We start from the raw sequence: 18,846 nt of genomic DNA, 5'->3' as shown, positions 1-18,846 counted from the left end.
TCAGGAGGCGGTCTGAATGTTCAGACAGGACCGCCCCGCTAAGTTCCTTAAACCAGCCCCAGCGCCTTGAACACAAATGCATATTCGAGTGCTACGTCACGTAATCCCTGGTAGCGACCGCTCATCCCGCCGTGGCCGGCACCCAGTTCGGTCTTGAGCAACAGCAGGTTGTCGTCCGTCTTGGTTGCGCGCAACTTGGCCACCCACTTGGCCGCTTCCCAGTACTGCACGCGGCTGTCGTTGTAGCCGGCGATCACCAGGGTGGCCGGGTAGGCCTGGGCGCTGACGTTTTCGTACGGTGCGTAGGCCTTGATGCGTTCATACACCGCGGGCTCTTCGGGGTTGCCCCACTCGTCGTACTCGGTGATGGTCAGCGGCAATTCCGGGTCGAGCATGGTGTTGAGCACGTCGACAAACGGCACTTCGGCAATCGCCGCCTGGAACAACTCCGGACGCTGGTTGAGCACCGCGCCGATCAACAGGCCGCCGGCACTGCCGCCGCTGATGACCAGTTGCCTGGAGGTGGTCAGGCCCTCGGCGATCAGGTGTTCGGCACACGCGATAAAGTCGCTGAAGGTGTTCTGCTTGTGTTCCTGCTTGCCATTGCGATACCAGGCTTCACCCAGTTCGCCACCGCCGCGCACATGCGCAATGGCGAAGGCCACGCCACGGTCCAGCAGGCTCAGGCGTGCATGGGAGAACCACGGGTCGAGGCTTGAGCCATAGGCGCCGTAGCCATACAGGTACAACGGTGTTGGCTTGCCGAGCTGGTCGCGCTTGACCACCAGGCTGATCGGCACCTGGGTGCCATCGGCGGAGGTGGCCCACAGGCGCTGGCTGACGTAGTCATCGGCATTGAACACGCCGAGTACCGGGGTTTCCTTGAGCACCTGTTGCGCGCCGCTGGCCAGTTCCAGCTGGCGCACCTGGGCCGGGCGGTTCAGGGCTTCATAGCGCAGGCGGATCTTGTCGCTGACGAATTCCAGGCTGTTTTGCACGTAGAGGCTGTAGGCGGCATCGGGCAGCTCCACGCGATACGGCGGCAAGCCCTGGGGGTGTACTTCGATCACCGGCAGGCCGCCGATGCGCAGGCTCAGGGTCATGGCACCGGTGTTCAGGCTGACGCCGTCGAGCATCACGTCATCGCTGTGGGGGATCAGGTTCTGCCACTCATCCTCGGTTGGCACGTCGCCAATGTCGGTCGCCACAAACAGGGCGTAGTTGATGCCATCACGGTTGCTACGGATAAACCAGGTCCACGCGCCATTCAGTTGGCCGTGGTCGACATCGTATTCATGGTCCTCGACCCGTGGCGCCAGGCAGGTGAAGTCCAGGTGCGGCTGGTCGGCATCCAGCGCCCAGACCTCGCTGGTGGTCTTGCTGCCGAGCGAGAGCAGCAACTGGCGCTCGGAGCTGGAGCGGTAGCAGTGCAGGAAGAAACGCCCGTCGGGCTCGTGGAACACTTCCTGCGCCGCCGTGCCATCCAGGCGGTAGCGATACAGCTTGTGCGGGCGGTGGGTGTCGTCCAGCTCGCCGAAGAACAGGGTCAGGCTGTCATTGGCCCAGGTCATGCTGCCGTCGCAGTTCTCGAACGCCAGTTCGCTGACTTTGTCGGTGGCCAATTCCTTCACGAACAGGGTATAGATCTCTTCGCCACTGGTATCGAGGCTGTAGGCCAGGCGCTGGTGATCGGGGCTGATGCTGAATGCGCCGAGGGAAAAGAAGCCGCCGTTGGCCAGCACGTTCGGGTCCAGCAACAGCTCTTCGCTGCTGTCGTCCACCTGGTTGCCGTCGTCGGCCGGGCGGCGGCAGCGGTAGTGGCGGGCGTATTCGTCACCGGCGGTGGTGCGCGTGTAATACAGATACGGGCCCCAGGGAGAGGGCAGGGACAGGTCGGTTTCGAGGATGCGGCCCTTGATCTCCTCGAACAGGGTTTCGCGCAGGGCCTGCTGGTCGGCGAGCTGGGCTTCCTGGAAGGCATTTTCGGCCTTCAGGTAATCAAGGACTTCAACGCTGTCGCGCTCTTGCAGCCAGGCGTACGGGTCCTGGCCTGGGGCTTTACGGGCAATCGGGGCGGTCGATGAAGGCATGGAGCACTCTCTGTCTGGCGGAAGGTGGCAGGCATTGCAGCCGCGACACGCAAAAGCCGTTATCATAGCCGCCTGTGTGCGACACGCGTAGCGTGTCTTCAGAACCTTGAGGTGTTCAGTCATCTTGAGGGATTTCCATCGCGGAAATCGACAGCTTGGGTACCCAGTCCCAGGAACCAAAACTGCCCTTTAAGTCCAATGCCTTCAAGGACTTACCGCTGCGGCGGTTGGCACAGAGATAGGTCGACTAGCACTTGGAAGCTCGACCACAGGACCGGTTCCCCCGATCTTGAAGTGCACATTAGTCCTCAGCCCTTTTAGGGCTTATCCCATGCGGGAGAGAATCCCCGCAGGGGTTTTCTCCTGCTTTTGAAACAGGAGGAAACACTATAGAGAGCATGCTGACTCGTCAGTTCCTGCTCACATCCATCTGAAGACCCGAGCGAAAGCTCTGTCTGTCATTGTCCAACTACCTTGCTTGCAGGGTGGCAGCGGACTCGTTGTGCGACCAACGATAGCCTAGGAAAACATGCGTCACTGGTAACGGTGGGGTGTGAAGCTTTTCCAACAATGCAGTCCTCGTCAGGGTGCGCTTTCACCGCGAGGTGGCGCGCAGAGGCTCGGAGCAGTACCGGGTCGAGACGCTAGGCTGGTTGGCATGGGTAACGTAAGTGAACTGCTGATAAACACCGTAACTATGAACAAGCCAAAACTGCTGACAGGCTTGGGCCAAAAGGCACGTGGTCGGTTACGTCCGTACAGGTTGGGCGTACGTCGTCCTCAAGACCACCGGTGAAAAGGCAGACCCTAAACCAATCGTGTGACAGGCAGGGAACGTGGTAAGCCCGTATGGCTGCCTTCGGGCAGGTGAACCGCAAGGGGATCTGTTGGCTATGCGGGTATGGGATCGCAGAAAAAGCGAACGCCGGGCTGTAATGGTTCGGATAGGGGTTGAGACATTACCCCACGGGAAACCGGGCAGACTTCTGCGTGGTCTTTTATCGCATGAACACTGAGTGAACCTGTCTCAAAGATCGTCGAAGTCCGGCAGTAATGGGCTTCTTATTCATCCACTCCTGACGGGAGCGTCCATTCCCGTCAGGGGATGCGTACGTCTTCTGCTCGGGGCAACTTGAGAGGAAGGCAGCATGTTAGTACCTAGCCAGATGGCCGGGTCTGCGCCTTCCGGCGTTCCGCAGCATTGGCATGACATCGATTGGTGTCGTGTGCAGCAGAACGTACGGGCGATGCAGATTCGGATTGCGAAGGCTTGTAGGGAAGGCAACTGGCGCCGGGTGAAAGCCCTGCAAAGAATGCTGACCCGTTCTCGTTCGGCCAGATACCTGGCCGTACGGCGTGTCACTGAGAACCAAGGCAAGCGCACGGCGGGAGTCGACCGCGTGCTTTGGGATACACCCGATGCCAAATGGAAAGCGGCAAATGGGTTGAAGCGCCACGGGTATAAACCACGGCCATTACGGCGTGTGTTTATCCCAAAGTCGAATGGGAAAGAACGCCCTCTGGGCATTCCAACCATGACTGACAGAGCCATGCAGGCTCTTTACCTGCTGGCCCTGGCGCCCATCGCAGAAACCACCGGTGATCCAAACAGCTACGGCTTTCGGATCGAGCGTTCTACGGCGGATGCAATGGGGCAATTGTTCGTATGCCTATCCAAGAAGGTTTCGGCCCAATGGGTATTGGAGGCGGACATTAAAGGCTGCTTTGACCACATTAACCATGACTGGCTGATCGCAAATGTCCCCACGGACAAAGAGATCCTCCGGAAGTGGTTGAAGGCTGGCGTGATTCATAAAGGCCAGCTACAGGGGACGGATGCGGGTACGCCACAGGGCGGGATTATCTCGCCCACCTTGGCAAATTTGGTGCTGGACGGGCTGGAGTCGCAACTCAAGCAACATCTGGGTGTGACAAAGGCGAAGAAGCTGAAAATCAACGTGGTGCGATATGCGGACGATTTTGTGATTACCGGTAGCTCGAAAGAGCTGCTTGAAAACGAGATCAAGCCTTGGGTTGAGCAATTTCTCGCGCTGCGGGGATTGCAGTTGTCGCCCGAGAAAACCCATGTCGTCCACATAGATGAAGGCTTCGACTTCCTGGGTTGGAGTTTCCGCAAGTACAGTGGGAAGCTTCTGATCAAACCGAGCAAGAAGAACGTGGGAACGTTCTATCGCAAGGTCAAGACCGTGATAGATACCAACAAGATGGCGACACAGCACTACTTAATAAAGCTGTTGAACCCAATCTTGAAAGGCTGGGCGTTGTATCACCAGCCAGTGGTTGCCAAGCAAGCGTACAGTCGTCTGGACCATTTGCTGTTTCGTGCATTGTGGCGCTGGGCAAAACGGCGACATCCCAAGAAATCGCTGGAATGGGTCAAGAAGAAGTATTTTCGGACTCGGGAAAGCAGGGACTGGGTGTTTGCCACCACAGTAGTAGAGGAAAGCGGAAGCATTAGGACTGTCGAGTTGTATTCGCTCGCGGGTACACCGATTGAGCGGCACAAGAAGGTGAGCGGGGAGTACAACCCCTTCGACCCTTCCATGGAGGAAACGGGCGAGAAATTGCGAATGGCGCGGATGTTGAACAAACTGAAGTACCGCAAGCAGATTTTGAGCCTGTTCCAGAGTCAACGAGGATTGTGCCCATTGTGTAATGGAGCGATTACCAAGACAACGGGATGGCATGACCATCACATCGTCCACCGCTCCCAAGGCGGTAGAGACACCTTGGATAACCGAGTACTATTGCACCCAGTGTGTCACCAACAGCTTCACAGCCGTGGATTGACAGTGAACAAGCCGGCCCCACAAGGGGTTTTACTTAAGACTTGAGCCGTATGCGTTGAAAGACGCACGTATGGTTCTTAGGGGGAGGCAGACCAGTAATGGTCTGTCTCCACCCGACTTGCCTACCTTGCCATGGACACCATGACCGAGAACGACTATCTGACCGCTTGGGGCCTTTACGCCTTCGCTGCCTTGGGCTGCCTGTTGGTGTGGTGGCGCATGACCCGCTGGATCTGGCGCTGGCTGCGCGAACCGCTGCAATTGCTGATGGCCGTGCTGTTGTTGAGCCCGACCATCGTCGACCCGGTCAAGACTCAGTTCGCGCCGGCCGTGGCCATCACGGCCCTGGACCTGGTGCTCAAGGTCGGCAATAACGCCTGGCGGGCGATTTCCGATTTGTTCATGTACACCCTGATCGCCTTTGGTGTGTACCTCGTGTTTGTGCTGATCCGCTGGCCCATCGAGCGCGCCGCCAACGCCCGCCGTGAGCGCAAGGCCGCCACCGACGCCGCCTTGGCCGCCGAGCCTGTGGATGAAGACGACGAGCCGTTCCGTCGTCCTGCACCGGTGAGCGGTATGCGGGTCGAACCGCGCCTTTAACGTTGTCCGCCCTGCAGCGAGAGCCCTGGCATGTGTGAATTATTGGGCATGAGTGCCAACGTCCCCACCGATATCGTGTTCAGCTTTACCGGGCTGATGCAGCGCGGTGGACGTACGGGCCCCCACCGCGACGGTTGGGGCATCGCTTTCTACGAAGGTCGTGGCCTGCGCCTGTTCCAGGACCCGGCCGCCAGCAGTGAGTCGGAAGTCGCCCTGCTGGTGCAGCGTTACCCCATCAAGAGTGAAGTGGTGATCGGCCATATCCGCCAGGCCAACGTCGGCAAGGTGAGCCTGGCCAACACCCACCCGTTCGTGCGCGAACTGTGGGGCCGCAACTGGTGTTTCGCCCACAACGGCCAGTTGGCAGACTTCCACCCCCGCGCCACGTTCTATCGGCCAGTCGGCGATACCGACAGCGAAGCGGCCTTCTGCGACCTGCTCAACCGCGTGCGCGAGGCCTTCCCCGAGCCGGTGGACATCGAACAGATGCTGCCGGACCTGATCGCCGCCTGTGCCGAATACCGCAGCAAAGGTGTGTTCAACTGCCTGCTCAGCGACGGTGACTGGCTGTTTTGCTATTGCTCGACCAAACTGGCGCAGATCACCCGGCGTGCGCCGTTTGGTCCGGCGCGCCTGAAGGATGTCGACGTGATCGTCGATTTTCAGGCCGAAACCACCCCCAACGATGTGGTGACGGTGATCGCCACCGAGCCGTTGACCGACAACGAAAACTGGACCCGCTACGAACCGGGCCAATGGAGCCTGTGGCGACGCGGTGAATGCGTCAGCCAGGGCGTTACCGAGTAAGGATATCGACCATGTTGCTCAGCTATCTGCGGTTGGTGCTGTTTGCCATTGGCCTGTTGGTCGGCGTGCAAGTGCCGGGGTTTATCAACGACTACGCCAAGCGCGTCGAAGCCCACCTGATCGAGGCGCAGACCGGCCTGAGCGGGTTTGAAACCACCGCACGACAGTTCTTCAACGGTGACTTGAAGGCCTTGGTGGCGCATTACCGCGCCAGCGACGACCCGGTGTTCCAGAGCGACGCCAACAGCCTGGGTGCCATGCTTGACCGCCAGGTGGCGTTGGACAAGCAATTCCAGGCCATGCAAGGCCCGTGGTACATCCGTGCCCTGCAAGTGGCGGTGGCCGCCGACCCGGATATCCGCCTGGAGACCTGGAACGGCTACAGCTACCAGATCCTGCTGACCCCCGAAGCCATGGGCTGGGGCCTGGGCGGGGCGATGCTGCTGTCGTTTGGCCTGGAGTGTCTGTTCCGCCTGATCGACTGGGTGGTGCTGGGTGGCAAGCGCTTGCGCCAGAGCCGGCCAATCGAAGAGCGGGACCTGAAAGGTCTCTAACCCACACCTCGGTCTAATGTGGGAGGGGCTTGCCTCCTCCCACATTTGTACCGGTTTATTCAGTTGCTCAGCACCATCCGCTCTTCGCCGACTTCCTCGGCATAGCGGGCAACGACCTGTTGGCACAACCCCACGATCTCCTCCACCAATTCCACCCCCACGCGCCACGACACCACCACCTGCAGGTTCGGCAGTTTCTGCGCCATCGGCAACATCACCAATTCGCCCCGCGCCAGTTCTTCCCTGACCAGCACCGGCGGCAACGCACCAATCCCGAAGCCATCGCGCAACAACCGGGTAATCGCCGACACCGAGTTCACGCAGTTCATCCGTGGCGCGGCCACGCCGTTGGCCTGCATCAGGCTGATGACGTCCTGGTGCGGGTGGGAGTTTTTCGAGTAGGTGATGATGCGCTCCTGGGCCAGTTCGGCGAGGGAGGCGTAGTCGCGGTTGTAGATCGACTGGCTGGCGACGATCCAGGCCATGGGGTGGCTGGCCAGCTCCAGGCTGCGCACGGTTTCCAGGCGCAGCAGGTCGGTTTGCAGGATCAGGTCGAGAAAGCCTTTTTGCAGCTGATCGCTGAGGTTAAGCGCGGTGTCGGCGATCAATTCGATTTCCACCAGGGGGAAATGATCCATCAGTTCCGCCACCAACGGGCTGAGCCAGGTATGGATCACCGTGTCCATCGCACCGATGCGAATGCGCCCGACCTTGCTGCTGGTGGTTTCCAGGGACTGTTTCAGGCCCTGCATGGTCACCATCATCTGCTCGGCGTAATCGAGCACCTTCAAGCCTTCCGGGGTCAGGCTGACGCCCCGGGAGTCGCGCAGGAACAGCTTTACCCCCAGCTCGCTTTCCAGCACGGCGATGCGGCTGGAAATCGAGGCCTGGGTGGTGAACAGCTTCTCCGCAGTCAGGCGGAAGCTCTTGAGCTTGGCCACCCAGACGAAGGTTTCGAGGAACTTCAAATTCATGGGATCAACTTTTTCTTATGCATGGATCGGTTTTTATTAGTTGGACGCCGCACCGGGCAAACGCCAAAAATCAGGCTATTCCACGATAAGCGCCGTTGGGGTATCAGGACAAGTTGCGAGTTCTGCGTAAAAAATCCCACACTACAAAAAACAAAGCCTACAGGAGCAACCACCGTGAGCCGTCTGCTATTGAATTGCGACATCGGCGAGAGCTTTGGCAACTGGACCATGGGTCTGGACGCCGAGGTGATGCCGTTCATCGATTGCGCCAACGTGGCCTGCGGCTTTCATGCCGGCGATCCGAGCATCATGCGCAAGACCGTCAGCCTGGCCCTCAAGCACGGTGTACAGGTGGGCGCACACCCGGCGTACCAGGACCTGCAAGGCTTCGGCCGCCGCTCCATGGCGTACACCCCCCAGGAAATCCAGGACCTGCTGCATTACCAGATCGGCGCCCTCGACGGCATCTGCCGTGCCCAGGGCGGACGTGTCAGTTACGTCAAACCCCATGGCGCGATGTACAACGACATGATGGCCAACCCGGCGCAACTGCGTGCGGTGATCGAGGCCGTGGCCGCGTATGGCGACCTGCCGCTGATGCTGTTGGCGACCCGCGACAACAGCGCGGCCCAGGCACTGGGCGACGAATACGGGGTGATCCTGTGGTTCGAGGCCTTTGCCGACCGTGCCTACGACGCCAACGGCCATCTGGTTTCACGTCAATTGCCGGGGGCGGTGCACCATGATCCAGAGGTCATCGTCCAACAGTCCTTGACCCTTTCCCGTGGTCAACCCCTGACCGCCAGCGACGGCAGCCCGCTGCTATTGCGCGCCAATACCCTGTGCGTGCATGGCGACAATGCCAGCTCGGTCGCCGCCGTAAAGCGTATCCGCGAGGCATTGAAGCCAGCATGAAGCCGCGGATTGAAGTGGTGGCGATCGACTGCCTGATGGTGCGTCTGTTCGAGGTGATCGCCGAAGCCAATATGCCGTGGATGCTCGCCGCCACCCATCGCTTGCGCAGCGGTTTTGGCGCAGCCTTGGTGGATCTGGTGCCGTCCTACACCACCTTGATGGTGCATTACGACCTCACGGCGTTGAGCCCGGCCCAGGCGCGGGAATTGATCGACCAGGCCCTGACCGACCTGCAACCCCAGGCCCAGGGCAGCGGCCAGTGCCATGTGCTGCCGGTGTGGTACGACCTGAGTGTCGGCCCTGAACTGACATTACTCGCCCAGCGCAGTGGCCTGGCCGTCGACGACGTGATCCGCCGCCACAGCGCCCACGAATACCAGGTATTCGCCCTCGGCTTCGCCCCCGGTTTTGCCTTTATGGGGCTGGTGGATGAAATCCTCGCCACACCGCGCCTGAGCACCCCGCGCCAGCGCGTGGCGGCCGGCAGTGTCGGTATCGCCGAGCGACAGACCGCTGCCTATCCGGTGGTGTCCCCCGGTGGCTGGAATCTCATTGGCCGTACCCCGGCCAAGCTGTTTGATCGCGAGCGCGACGGCTACAGCCTGATGCAGCCTGGCGACACGGTACGCTTTGAGTCAGTCAGCCACGCCGAATTTATCAATCTGGGTGGCGATGACACGCCGTTGGAGGCGCAGGCATGAGCCGCTTGATCATCCAGGCCAGCACGCCGCTGTGCCTGTTGCAGGACGTCGGTCGTTTTGGCGTGCGTCACCTGGGCGTGACCCAGGGCGGCGCGCTGGATTGGGTGTCGATGTCCTGGGCCAACTGGCTGCTGGGCAATGCGCTGGACGCGCCGGTGGTGGAAATCACCCTCGGCGGCTTTACTGTGCAGGCCGAGGAGTATTGCCTGCTGGCGTTGGCCGGTGCGGATCTGGGCGCGTATATCGACGAGCGCGCCCTCAGCCCCGGGCGCAGTTTTATCCTGCAAAAGGGCCAGCGCCTGCGCTTCACCCAGCCGTTCAGCGGCGCGCGGGCTTACCTGGCGGCGCCCGGCGGGTTTGATGCGCCGGATGTGCTGGGCAGCTGCGCCACGGTGGTACGTGAGGCGCTGGGCGGGCCGGACGGTTTCGGCAAGGCCTTGGCCGAAGGCGGGCGCTTGGCCTATTCCGGTACCGGCGGTGCGATGAAAGTGCTGAGCGAACAGGCGTTGCCGGCCAAGGTGCCGCTGGAGGTGATCGTCGGCGCCCAAATTGGTCGGTTCAGCGGCCAGAGCCTGTTCGATGCCTTCAACACCGACTGGGCCCTGGACAGCCGCGCCGACCGTATGGGCATGCGCTTGCTCGGTACGCCGTTGCAGTACCAGGGGCCCTCGCTGATTTCCGAAGGGATCCCGTTGGGTGGCATCCAAGTGCCGCCGGATGGGCAGCCGATTGTGTTGCTCAATGATCGCCAGACCATTGGCGGGTACCCGCGTCTAGGGGCGTTGACGCCATTGGCGCTGGCGCGGCTGGCGCAGTGTTTGCCGGGAGAAAAGGTGAGGTTGGCGCCGGTGGTGCAGGAAACGGCGCATCGGCAGCATGTCGAGTATTTGCGCCGCTTTACATAACACCGCAATTTAAAATGTGGGAGGGGCGGTGCGACGCACCGCCCCTCCCACATTAGATTTCCTACATGATTGGGACCGGCGTTTATTTCGAAAGGAAGCGCATCCCTTCCTCAAGCCCGCGCAACGTCAGCGGGTACATCTGATCCTCCACCAACTCCCGCACAATCCCCGTCGAGGCCGTGTAACCCCAGGTATCCTTGGGATACGGGTTAATCCAGATCAGTTTCTTGTACTTGGCCATGAAGCGCTGCATCCACACATACCCCGGCTCTTCATTCCAATGCTCGACGCTGCCGCCGGCCTGGGTGATTTCATAGGGCGCCATCGACGCATCGCCGATAAAGATCACTTTGTAATCGGCACCGTACTTGTGCAGCAGGTCCTGGGTGGAGGTGCGCTCGGAGGTGCGGCGCTGGTTGTTCTTCCACACCGACTCGTACACGAAGTTGTGGAAGTAGAAGTACTCCAGGTGCTTGAACTCGGTCTTGCAGGCCGAGAACAGTTCTTCGCAGATCTTCACGTGGGCATCCATCGAGCCGCCGATATCGAACAGCAACAGCAGCTTGATGGTGTTGCGCCGTTCCGGGCGCATCTGGATATTCAGCAGCCCGGCATCGCGAGCGGTGTGGTCGATGGTGCCGTCGATGTCCAACTCTTCGGCCGCACCCTGGCGGGCGAACTTGCGCAGGCGGCGCAGGGCGATCTTGATATTGCGGGTGCCCAGTTCCACCTGGTCATCGAGGTTCTTGTATTCGCGCTGGTCCCAGACTTTTACCGCCTTGCCCTGGCGTTTGCCGGCGTCGCCGACGCGAATGCCTTCGGGGTTGTAGCCGCCGGAGCCAAACGGGCTGGTACCGCCGGTGCCGATCCATTTGTTGCCGCCGGCGTGGCGTTCCTTCTGTTCTTCCAGGCGTTTCTTGAATGCCTCGATCAGCTTGTCGAGGCCGCCCAGGGACTGGATCTGTGCGCGCTCTTCATCGCTCAGCGAGCGCTCGAATTCCTTGCGCAGCCAGTCTTCGGGGATCAGCGCCTGCAGGTGATCGTCGAGCTTTTCCAGGCCATTGAAGTAGGCGCTGAAGGCGCGGTCGAACTTGTCGAAATGCCGTTCGTCCTTGACCAGGATCGCCCGGGCCAAGTAGTAGAACTCGTCCATGTCGGCAAAGGTCACGCGCTGTTTCAGCGCGTTGATCAGGTCGAGCAGCTCGCGCACCGACACCGGGACCTTGGCTGCGCGCATTTCATTGAACAGGTTGAGCAACATTATCGATTACCGCGACGGCTCATGAATGCCAGGCGTTCGAGCAACTGCACGTCTTGCTCGTTCTTGACCAAGGCACCGGCCAGAGGCGGGATGGCCTTGGTGGGGTCGCGCTCGCGCAGCACCGCTTCGCCGATATTGTCGGCCATCAGCAACTTGAGCCAGTCAACCAGCTCGGAGGTGGACGGTTTTTTCTTCAGGCCGGGGACTTTGCGCACGTCGAAAAACACGTCCAGCGCCTCGCTGACCAGCTCCTTCTTGATGTCCGGGTAGTGCACATCGACGATTTTTTGCAGGGTGGTGCGGTCGGGGAAGGCGATGTAGTGGAAGAAGCAGCGGCGCAGGAACGCGTCCGGCAGCTCTTTTTCGTTGTTGGAGGTAATGATGATGATCGGGCGCTTCCTGGCCTTGATGGTCTCGTCGATTTCGTAGACGTAGAACTCCATCTTGTCGAGCTCTTGCAGCAGGTCGTTGGGGAACTCGATGTCGGCCTTGTCGATTTCATCGATCAGCAGGATCACCCGCTCCTCGGACTCGAATGCTTCCCAGAGCTTGCCCTTCTTCAGGTAGTTGCGCACGTCGTGCACCTTGTCCACTCCCAGTTGCGAGTCGCGCAGGCGGCTGACCGCGTCGTACTCGTACAGGCCCTGGTGGGCCTTGGTAGTGGACTTGATGTGCCAGGTAATCAGCCTGGCGCCGAAGGACTCGGCCAGTTGTTCGGCGAGCATGGTCTTGCCGGTGCCGGGCTCACCCTTGACCAGCAGCGGACGCTCCAGGGTGATGGCAGCGTTGACGGCCAGTTTCAGGTCATCAGTGGCAACGTAGGCCTGGGTGCCTTCGAACTTCATCGGTCATTCCTCGAATTCATCAATGCCCGGACTATACCTCGCGGCCCCGGCGACTGTGAACGCAGACGGGTTATTCAGTCTCTGAATGACCAATGTGGGAGGGGGCTTGCTCCCGATGACGGCGGATCAGCCAATGAATCTGTTGGCTGAAACATTGCCATCGGGAGCAAGCCCCCTCCCACATTTTAATCTGCGCTGGGCTTGGGCTGCTCATAGCGCGCATTGAACGCCTGGATAAAACCATTACGCAAAATCGCCAAAAATGCGGAGAACGCGCTGACATTTTGCTGGTGCACGCTGCCACTGAGTTCCACGCGGGTGGCGAACTGGTTCTTTGCCTGGTTCTTCAATACGGTCTCGCTGGCGCCCACCACGGCCTCCCAGATCGAACGAAAGATGTTCTTGTCCTTGTTCTCCACGTCCTGCTGCCAGTCGAAGACTTCCACGTCGCGCAGCAGCGGCTTGATGTACCCGGTCAATTGACCTTTTTCCGCCTGGGCTTCGATCACCACGTCCCCGGTGCCGGCCTTGAAGTCGAACTTGCCATAGGCGGCGGCGAAGTCGTTCATGCGCTTGAGCTGCAAGTCCCTGGCGCGGAAGCGAAACTCGAAGTTCTCGAAATTGCTCAGCGGGTCGAAGGTGGCGGTGGCTTCCAGCGGGGCCTGGCCTTGCAGCAGGGCCTTGCCGTCGAAGCGCGCGTCGCGCCGGCCTTTGACGTCAACCACATTGGTCAGGTTGTAGAAGCTGGCGTTGACGTCGGTCGCGTCGATCTTCACCACGGGCTTGGAGCTGAAGTTGTGGAAGGCGATCTTGCCGTCTTCGATGCGTACTTCGTCGAGGGTGATGGGGGCCAACTTACTCAACTGCTCGCGCCAGTCGGTACCCTTACCGGTCTGGGAGGCTTGTTTGTTGGCGCCGCCGTCGACGAAGTTAACCTCGGGCTGGATAAACAGCACTTTGGCCACCACCGCGTGGTCGTACCAAAGAGAGTGCCAGCTCACCGCCAGGTCGATCAGCGGCGCCTTGACGAACGGGACGGGCACCTTGCCGTCGACCTTGACGATCTCCAGGCCGTTGATCCGGTACGCACCCCGCCACAGCGCGAGGTCCACGTCGGTCACCTGGCCGCGGTAATCGCCCATGTCGGCGAGCTTGTCATTCAGGTAGTTACGCACCAAGTAAGGGAGCGCGATGCTCACGGCGACCAGGACCACCAGCAATCCGGCAATGGTCCATAGTGGCCAGCTGTAGCGACGTTTCATGGGGAGAGTCCTCTGTCCATACTGGTGCGGTGGACCCCTGCGGCAGGTGCAACGTTCCTTCGACTGGACGCTTTGCAGCACGAGGCATACCCTTGGAGCCTTTCTGAAAACCGCCTAATAGGACCCGCCATGAGCCGCATTTTTGCAGACAACGCGCACTCCATCGGTAACACGCCCCTGGTTCAGATCAACCGTATCGCACCGCGTGGCGTGACCATCCTGGCCAAGATCGAGGGGCGTAACCCGGGTTATTCGGTGAAGTGCCGCATTGGCGCAAACATGATCTGGGACGCCGAAAGCACCGGCAAGCTCAAGCCGGGCATGACCATCGTGGAACCGACTTCCGGCAATACCGGCATCGGCCTGGCCTTTGTCGCCGCCGCCCGTGGCTACAAGTTGCTGCTGACCATGCCGGCGTCCATGAGTATCGAACGCCGCAAGGTGCTCAAGGCCCTCGGCGCCGAATTGGTCCTCACCGAGCCGGCCAAGGGCATGAAGGGTGCCATCGACAAGGCCGGCGAAATCGTTGCCAGTGACCCGGCCACCTACTTTATGCCGGCCCAGTTCGAAAACCCGGCCAACCCGGCCATCCACGAAAAAACCACCGGCCCGGAAATCTGGAACGACACCGATGGCGCCGTGGACGTGCTGGTGGCGGGCGTGGGCACGGGGGGCACCATCACCGGTGTGTCGCGCTACATCAAGAACACTGCAGGCAAGCCGATCCTGTCGGTGGCTGTCGAGCCGATGGTGTCGCCGGTGATCACCCAGGCCCTGGCCGGTGCAGAGATCAAGCCCAGCCCCCACAAGATCCAGGGGATTGGCGCCGGGTTCGTGCCGAAAAACCTCGACCTGTCGATGGTCGACCGCGTGGAACTGGTGACCGACGAGGAATCCAAGGCCATGGCCCTGCGCCTGATGCAGGAAGAGGGCATCCTGTGCGGTATCTCCTGCGGTGCCGCCATGGCCGTGGCCGTACGCCTGGCCGAGAAGCCGGAAATGCAGGGCAAGACCATTGTGGTGATCCTGCCGGACTCCGGTGAACGCTACCTGTCGAGCATGCTGTTCAGCGATTTGTTTACCGAGCAGGAAAACCAGGCTTGATTTATGTCAGCCGGTCAGCCTGGGCCTTCTGCATAATGGCCCAACTGTTTATCATGGCCGGCTGTCACGTCTGGTCTCCCGTCGCCGGGAGGCTGTTGGCCAGGCGCTTATTTCCAGGAGTTGCTGCATGACCTTTTCTTTGGCCGCCAAACTGTCGGTGTTGTTGCTGTTTATCGGCAGCACGCTGTATGTGCACCTGCGCGGCAAGGCCCGTTTGCCGATGTTGCGCCAGTTCGTCAACCATTCGGCGCTGTTCGCCCCCTATAACGCCTTGATGTACCTGTTTTCGGCTGTGCCGTCCAAGCCGTACCTGGACCGCAGCAAGTTCCCGGAACTGGACGTGCTCAAGGACAACTGGGAGGTGATCCGCGAAGAGGCCATGCACCTGTTCGACGAGGGTTACATCCGCGCCGCCGAAAAGAACAACGACGCCGGTTTCGGTTCGTTCTTCAAGAAGGGCTGGAAGCGTTTCTACCTCAAGTGGTACGACAAACCCCTGCCATCGGCCGAGGTGCTGTGCCCGAAAACCGTGGCCTTGGTGAGCAGCATCCCCAACGTCAAGGGCGCGATGTTCGCGCTGTTGCCGGGCGGCAGCCACCTCAACCCGCACCGTGACCCGTTTGCCGGTTCCCTGCGTTATCACCTGGGCTTGTCCACGCCGAACTCCGACGACTGCCGCATCTTCGTCGACGGCCAGGTGTATGCCTGGCGCGACGGTGAAGACGTGATGTTCGACGAAACCTATGTGCACTGGGTGAAGAACGAAACCGAGAAGACCCGCGTGATCCTGTTCTGCGACATCGAGCGTCCGCTGAGCAACCGCCTGATGACCCGCGTCAACCGCTGGGTCAGCAAGCAGTTGGGCCGCGCCACCGCACCGCAGAACCTGGATGACGAGCGCGTCGGCGGCATCAACCAGGCGTATGCCTGGAGCAAGACCTTCAGCGACAAGTTCAGCGGCGTGGTCAAGCAGTGGAAGCGCAAGCATCCGAAGGCTTACCGCATTGCGCGGCCGGTGCTGGCGGTAGTGGTGCTGGTGCTGTTGTGGAAGTGGTTGTTCGGCTGATCTGAAGCGTTAAACGCGATCAAAATGTGGGAGGGGGCTTGCTCCCGATGGCAGTGGATCAGTCATAGATGTTTTGACTGACATACCGTCATCGGGAGCAAGCCCCCTCCCACATTTGATCTCCAGCGACCCTTAGCTGGCAATCAACTGCCGCAGCACATAGTGCAGAATCCCCCCCGACTTGAAGTACTCCACTTCATTCAAGGTATCGATCCGGCACAGCACCTCGACCTTCTCGCTGCTGCCATCCTCGCGGGTAATCACCAGCGTCAGGTTCATCCGCGGCACGATCTCTACCTCGGTCAGGCCGAGAATATCGATCTTCTCCTTGCCCGTAAGCTTCAGCGCCTTGCGGTTCTGATCCAGCTTGAACTGCAGCGGCAGCACGCCCATGCCCACCAGGTTGGAACGGTGAATCCGCTCGAAACTCTCGGCGATCACCGCCTTGACCCCCAGCAGGTTGGTGCCCTTGGCGGCCCAGTCGCGGCTGGAGCCGGTGCCGTACTCCTGACCGGCGATCACCACCAGCGGTGTGCCCGAGGCCTGGTACTTCATGGCCGCATCGTAGATCGGCATTTTCTCGCCGGTGGGGATGTACAGCGTATTGCCGCCTTCCTCGCCGCCAAGCATTTCGTTGCGAATGCGTATATTGGCGAAGGTGCCGCGCATCATCACTTCATGGTTGCCCCGACGTGAGCCGTAGGAGTTGAAGTCACGCGGCTCCACGCCTTGCTCGCGCAGGTAGCGGCCGGCGGGGCTGTCGGTCTTGATGTTGCCGGCGGGGGAAATGTGGTCGGTGGTCACCGAGTCCCCCAGCAACGCCAGTACGTGGGCGCCCTTGACGTCTTTGATCACCGGCAGAGGCCCGGCGATGTCGTCGAAGAATGGCGGGTGCTGGATGTAGGTGGAGTCTTTCTGCCACACATAGGTCGCGGCCTGTGGCACTTCAATGGCTTGCCACTGTTCGTCACCGGCAAACACCTCGGCGTATTCCTTGTGGAACATTCCGGTGCTGACCTGCGCAACGGCGTCGGCGATCTCCTGGCTGCTCGGCCAGATGTCCTTCAAATACACCGGATTACCCTGTTGATCGTTACCCAGCGGTTCGCTGCTGATATCGATGCGTACGGTCCCCGCCAAAGCGTAGGCCACCACCAGCGGCGGCGAGGCCAGCCAGTTGGTTTTCACCAGGGGGTGCACGCGGCCTTCAAAGTTGCGGTTGCCGGACAGCACCGACGCTACGGCGAGGTCGGCCTTCTGGATGGCTTTTTCAATCGGCTCGGGCAACGGCCCGGAGTTGCCGATGCAGGTGGTGCAGCCATAACCCACGAGGTCGAAACCAAGTTTATCCAGATACTGGGTGAGGCCCGCGGCCTTGTAGTAGTCGGTGACCACTTTGGAGCCAGGCGCCAGGGAGGTTTTCACCCAGGGTTTGCGCGTGAGGCCTTTCTCCACGGCTTTTTTCGCCACCAGCCCGGCGGCCATCATCACGCTGGGGTTGGACGTGTTGGTACAGGAGGTGATGGCGGCGATCACCACGGCGCCGTTTTTCAGGCGATAGGTCTGGCCTTCGTATTCATAGTCGGTTTCGCCCACCAGGTCGGCGTTGCCCACGGCCACACCGCCGCCGCCTTCACTTTCCAGGCGGCCTTCTTCCTTGGTGGTGGGTTTGAACTGCAGGTCGAGGAAGTCGCTGAACGCCTGGCCGACGTTGGGCAGGGACACACGGTCCTGTGGGCGTTTCGGCCCAGCGAGGCTGGCTTCGACGCTGCCCATGTCGAGGGCCAGGCTGTCGGTGAACACTGGCTCCTGACCAGCGTTGCGCCACAGGCCCTGGGCCTTGGTGTAGGCCTCGACCAGCTTCACAGTGGCAGCCGGGCGACCGGAGAGGCGCAGGTAGTCCAGGGTCACCTCATCCACCGGGAAAAAGCCGCAGGTGGCGCCGTATTCCGGGGCCATGTTGGCGATGGTCGCGCGGTCCGCCAGGGGCAGGTCGGCCAGGCCGTCGCCGTAGAACTCGACGAACTTACCCACCACGCCTTTTTTACGCAGCATCTGGGTGACGGTCAGCACCAGGTCGGTGGCGGTGATGCCTTCTTTCAATTTGCCGGTGAGCTTGAAGCCGATCACTTCCGGGATCAGCATCGACACCGGTTGGCCGAGCATCGCCGCTTCCGCTTCGATCCCGCCCACGCCCCAGCCGAGCACGCCGAGGCCGTTGATCATGGTGGTGTGGGAGTCGGTGCCCACCAGGGTGTCGGGGAAGGCGTAGGTGCGGCCGTCCTCGTCCTTGGTCCACACGGTGCGGCCCAGGTATTCGAGGTTGACCTGGTGGCAGATGCCGGTGCCCGGCGGTACCACACTGAAGTTGTCGAAGGCGCTCTGGCCCCAGCGCAGGAAGGCGTAGCGTTCGCCGTTGCGCTGCATTTCGATGTCGACGTTCTGCTCGAAGGCGTCGGCGTTGCCGAACTTGTCGACCATCACCGAGTGGTCGATCACCAGGTCCACCGGCGAGAGCGGGTTGATGCGCTGCGGGTCGCCCCCGGCCTTGGCCACGGCGGCGCGCATGGCGGCCAGGTCGACCACGGCGGGTACGCCGGTAAAGTCCTGCATCAGGACGCGGGCGGGGCGGTACTGGATCTCGCGGTCGGACTGGCGCTCTTTGAGCCAGGCGGCAATGGCCTTGAGGTCGGCGCCGGTGACGGTCTTGTTGTCTTCCCAGCGCAGCAGGTTCTCCAGCAGCACCTTGAGGGACATCGGCAGCTTATCCAGGTCACCCAGGCTCTTGGCGGCCTCGGGCAGGCTGAAATAGTGGTAGGTCTTGTCGTCGATTTCTAAAGTTTTAAGGGTTCTCAGGCTATCAAGGGATGACATTACATGACTCCTTATGGTCCGCACGGCTACGGACCTGACGGGACGAACAGAGCTTTCAAACTAGCCCTGTTTTCAGTA

Annotated in this window: 15 protein-coding genes; 9 read left to right on the top strand and 6 right to left on the bottom strand. The window is 60.8% G+C overall.

Translation table 11 applies throughout. The features are described 5' to 3' along the window. Nucleotides 1-47: 47 nt before the first annotated feature. Entirely contained in the window at nucleotides 48-2,090 is a 2,043-nt protein-coding gene (locus BFQ01_RS30255; protein WP_065928178.1) for a S9 family peptidase, read from the bottom strand. 1,148 nt (nucleotides 2,091-3,238) lie between these two features. On the opposite strand from BFQ01_RS30255, the gene ltrA reads away from it, so the two are divergent. From ltrA to BFQ01_RS30235, 4 genes are all read left to right on the top strand, one after another. Then, nucleotides 3,239-4,945, top strand: coding sequence for a group II intron reverse transcriptase/maturase (ltrA, locus tag BFQ01_RS30250; RefSeq protein ID WP_065928177.1), 1,707 nt, complete (start codon nucleotides 3,239-3,241; stop codon nucleotides 4,943-4,945). An 87-nt stretch (nucleotides 4,946-5,032) separates the two neighbouring features. Further along, a complete protein-coding gene (locus BFQ01_RS30245; RefSeq protein ID WP_065928176.1) occupies nucleotides 5,033-5,500 on the top strand; it encodes an MFS transporter in 468 nt (155 codons plus the stop codon). Nucleotides 5,501-5,530: 30 nt separating this feature from the next. After that, nucleotides 5,531-6,307 carry a class II glutamine amidotransferase gene (locus BFQ01_RS30240; protein WP_065928175.1) on the top strand — a complete coding sequence of 259 codons (777 nt, stop codon included), beginning with the start codon at nucleotides 5,531-5,533 and terminating at the stop codon, nucleotides 6,305-6,307. Between the two features lie 11 nt (nucleotides 6,308-6,318). Beyond that, the gene (locus BFQ01_RS30235) at nucleotides 6,319-6,861 is read left to right on the top strand and encodes a DUF2937 family protein (RefSeq protein ID WP_027604263.1); all 543 of its coding nucleotides are present in this window, start codon (nucleotides 6,319-6,321) and stop codon (nucleotides 6,859-6,861) included. A 59-nt stretch (nucleotides 6,862-6,920) separates the two neighbouring features. On the opposite strand, the gene BFQ01_RS30230 is transcribed toward BFQ01_RS30235, so the two are convergent. Next, the gene (locus BFQ01_RS30230; RefSeq protein ID WP_065928174.1) at nucleotides 6,921-7,835 is read right to left on the bottom strand and encodes a LysR family transcriptional regulator; all 915 of its coding nucleotides are present in this window, start codon (nucleotides 7,833-7,835) and stop codon (nucleotides 6,921-6,923) included. A gap of 174 nt (nucleotides 7,836-8,009) precedes the next feature. Between BFQ01_RS30230 and BFQ01_RS30225 the strand changes: the two genes are divergently transcribed. Genes BFQ01_RS30225 through BFQ01_RS30215 form a run of 3 tightly spaced genes read left to right on the top strand, consistent with a single transcriptional unit; the run spans nucleotide 8,010 to nucleotide 10,356 of the window. Continuing rightward, on the top strand, nucleotides 8,010-8,750 hold the full coding sequence (locus tag BFQ01_RS30225; RefSeq protein ID WP_065928173.1) for a 5-oxoprolinase subunit PxpA: 741 nt from the start codon (nucleotides 8,010-8,012) through the stop codon (nucleotides 8,748-8,750). Next, nucleotides 8,747-9,451, top strand: coding sequence for a 5-oxoprolinase subunit PxpB (pxpB, locus tag BFQ01_RS30220; protein ID WP_065928172.1), 705 nt, complete (start codon nucleotides 8,747-8,749; stop codon nucleotides 9,449-9,451). Before BFQ01_RS30225 ends, pxpB begins: the two co-directional genes overlap by 4 nt. Continuing rightward, the gene (locus BFQ01_RS30215) at nucleotides 9,448-10,356 is read left to right on the top strand and encodes a 5-oxoprolinase subunit C family protein (RefSeq protein WP_065928171.1); all 909 of its coding nucleotides are present in this window, start codon (nucleotides 9,448-9,450) and stop codon (nucleotides 10,354-10,356) included. Before pxpB ends, BFQ01_RS30215 begins: the two co-directional genes overlap by 4 nt. 82 nt (nucleotides 10,357-10,438) lie before the next feature. On the opposite strand, the gene BFQ01_RS30210 is transcribed toward BFQ01_RS30215, so the two are convergent. The 3 genes from BFQ01_RS30210 to BFQ01_RS30200 form a co-directional block, all read right to left on the bottom strand. After that, nucleotides 10,439-11,617, bottom strand: a complete 1,179-nt coding sequence (locus tag BFQ01_RS30210) for a vWA domain-containing protein (protein WP_024074064.1) — start codon at nucleotides 11,615-11,617, stop codon at nucleotides 10,439-10,441. Then, nucleotides 11,617-12,462: an AAA family ATPase gene (locus tag BFQ01_RS30205; protein WP_027604257.1), complete on the bottom strand. Its 846-nt coding sequence runs from the start codon at nucleotides 12,460-12,462 to the stop codon at nucleotides 11,617-11,619. Before BFQ01_RS30205 ends, BFQ01_RS30210 begins: the two co-directional genes overlap by 1 nt. Before the next feature lie 185 nt (nucleotides 12,463-12,647). Continuing rightward, on the bottom strand, nucleotides 12,648-13,724 hold the full coding sequence (locus BFQ01_RS30200) for a DUF748 domain-containing protein (RefSeq protein ID WP_065928170.1): 1,077 nt from the start codon (nucleotides 13,722-13,724) through the stop codon (nucleotides 12,648-12,650). A 129-nt stretch (nucleotides 13,725-13,853) separates the two neighbouring features. Between BFQ01_RS30200 and cysK the strand changes: the two genes are divergently transcribed. Next, the gene (gene cysK, locus BFQ01_RS30195) at nucleotides 13,854-14,828 is read left to right on the top strand and encodes a cysteine synthase A (protein WP_065928169.1); all 975 of its coding nucleotides are present in this window, start codon (nucleotides 13,854-13,856) and stop codon (nucleotides 14,826-14,828) included. 127 nt (nucleotides 14,829-14,955) lie between these two features. Next, entirely contained in the window at nucleotides 14,956-15,894 is a 939-nt protein-coding gene (locus BFQ01_RS30190) for an aspartyl/asparaginyl beta-hydroxylase domain-containing protein (protein ID WP_065928168.1), read from the top strand. 132 nt (nucleotides 15,895-16,026) lie between these two features. Here the strand turns inward: BFQ01_RS30190 and acnA are convergent, their stop codons facing one another. After that, the gene (gene acnA, locus BFQ01_RS30185; protein ID WP_065928167.1) at nucleotides 16,027-18,768 is read right to left on the bottom strand and encodes an aconitate hydratase AcnA; all 2,742 of its coding nucleotides are present in this window, start codon (nucleotides 18,766-18,768) and stop codon (nucleotides 16,027-16,029) included. Between the last annotated feature and the right edge of the window lie 78 nt (nucleotides 18,769-18,846).

The organism is Pseudomonas sp. 8 R 14 (genome assembly GCF_900005955.1).
Lineage (GTDB): Bacteria > Pseudomonadota > Gammaproteobacteria > Pseudomonadales > Pseudomonadaceae > Aquipseudomonas > Aquipseudomonas marginalis.
Note: the sequence above shows the minus strand (reverse complement) of the source record. Positions and strands in the feature narration are given on the sequence as shown.